The organism is Streptomyces sp. NPDC001890, from assembly GCF_042891445.1.
GTDB lineage: Bacteria > Actinomycetota > Actinomycetes > Streptomycetales > Streptomycetaceae > Streptomyces.
This window is the reverse complement of the sequence record NZ_JBIATE010000086.1, coordinates 1-1,729: the sequence shown is the minus strand read 5'-3', so window position 1 is coordinate 1,729 and position 1,729 is coordinate 1. Positions and strand designations below refer to the sequence as shown.

Annotated in this window: 1 protein-coding gene; it reads right to left on the bottom strand. The window is 65.2% G+C overall.

All coding sequences use genetic code 11. The features are described 5' to 3' along the window. Positions 1 to 36 precede the first annotated feature (36 nt). Positions 37 to 1,299: an IS110 family transposase gene (locus tag ACFYY1_RS43255; protein WP_388595605.1), complete on the bottom strand. Its 1,263-nt coding sequence runs from the start codon at positions 1,297 to 1,299 to the stop codon at positions 37 to 39. Positions 1,300 to 1,729 lie beyond the last annotated feature (430 nt).

Genomic DNA, 1,729 nt, shown 5'->3' with positions numbered 1-1,729 from the left:
GGTGCGGGGCGACAAGACATCCCACGCCGATAAGCGTCAAGCCGCTGCTGCAGCGAGTTCGGGTGACGGCTGCGGGAAGGCGATTGCTTCGTCGTAGATGTGACCGTTCTGGAGGCAGTAGAACAGCATTCCCATGAAGCGGTTGAAGAGGTTCCTCTGTGCGGCGACGTGGCGGTCGCCGGCCTCTCGGCGGCGGTCGTAGTGGGCTCTGGCGCCTGGTGAGCGGGTCAGGGAGACGAAGGCCCAGACATAGCCGACGGCTGCCAATCTCTGATTCTTGATCTTCCGGCTCATGACCATGCAGCTCTTGCCGCTGGACCTGGTGACCGGGGCGCTTCCTGCGTAGGCCTTGAGCGATCCGGCGTTGGCAAAGCGGGTCCGGTCATCGCCGATCTCTGCCAGGATCCGGGCGCCGGTCAGTGAGGCAAGTCCCGGAAAGCTGCGGATGATCGGGGCATCGGGATGCTCTTCGAAGGCTTGTGTGACGGCTTCTTCGAGCTGTTCAGCGTTGTCGCAGGCGGTGTTCAGCTGCCTGAGCAGAGCGGATGTCTGATGCCCGAGGGCTGCCTCGACTTGCGGGAGCTGGTGGAGATACTCGCGCTTGAAGACTTCGTGGAGCCTTGCGGCTTCGGTCTGGATGCCGCGGACCCGGCCGGCCTGCTTGAGCAGGGACTGCAGGCGCCGACGTGTCAGCTTCGCCGCCATGGTCGGGGTCGGGGCTGCAGCCAGAATGCTGCGGGCTTCCCTCGAGCACAGGCCGTGTTTGTGCTGGGCGAAGGCGTCGAGGATCGCCGGGTAGAACTCCCTGAGCTGAGAGCGGAGCTTGTTCTGGGCCTGGCCACGGGCCCAGACGGCGTCCTGTTGGGCACGCGCGAGCACGGCGATGGCCTGCACGAGCTCGGAGTCCGCGGGCAGCGGCCGGTGGGCGGCCATGTCGGTTCGCAGGATGTTGGCCAGGGCCGCGGCGTCGACGGCGTCTGACTTCTTGCGGGCGACGGAGTGACGGTCCCGATAGCGGGCGACTGCCAGCGGGTTGATCGCGAAGACCGGCCGGCCGGTGGCCCGCAGGCAGGCGACGAGGAGCCCGCGCGATGTCTCGATCGCCACGGGGATCGGGGCGTCCTCGCTATCGCCATGTTCAGCCAGCAGGGCCGTGAGCTGGGCGAACCCTGCCGCGTCGTCACTGATTCGTACCTTGGCGAGTTGCTTTCCCCCGGCGTGAACCAGGGCTATGTCGTGGTGGTCTTCGGCCCAGTCCACCCCACAGAACACTGGCGTCGGTAACCCGACGATCTCCATCCGGTCCTCCTTCGTCGCGGCTCTTTTCCCAGGCCAGAGCCTGTGCAGGGTGCGCGTGCTCCCTAATGGAAGTGCTCAAGGCACGTCATCCCACCAGCCGTTCGCAACCCCAGCGAGTCATACGGTCCTCGGTCCGTGTCAGAGCTGAGGGCTCAGGCAGAGGTGAGAGGTGATCCGCACAACCGGCTCGGACTACGGACAGCAAACCGCGCAGCAGTCAGATACAGGCCTGCCTGCACCAACGGGACCACTTGAATGCCCTCGCAGACTGATCTGTACCTCGTCTTGAACACTTGAGGTCCATGCTGCTGGACGCGAGCCAGCCTCGTCTTGTCAACAGGACTCTGAGGTCCGGGCATACTCAAAGGCTCGCCTCGCGCCCTGAAGGTCAGCTCCCGCCAACCTTCGCTTCCCATTAGGCATACTCCTC

Bases quoted from the DNA above. Each gene is read 5' to 3' on its own strand.
- ACFYY1_RS43255 (WP_388595605.1), bottom strand. From the start codon at position 1,299: ATGGAGATCGTCGGGTTACCGACGCCAGTGTTCTGTGGGGTGGACTGG.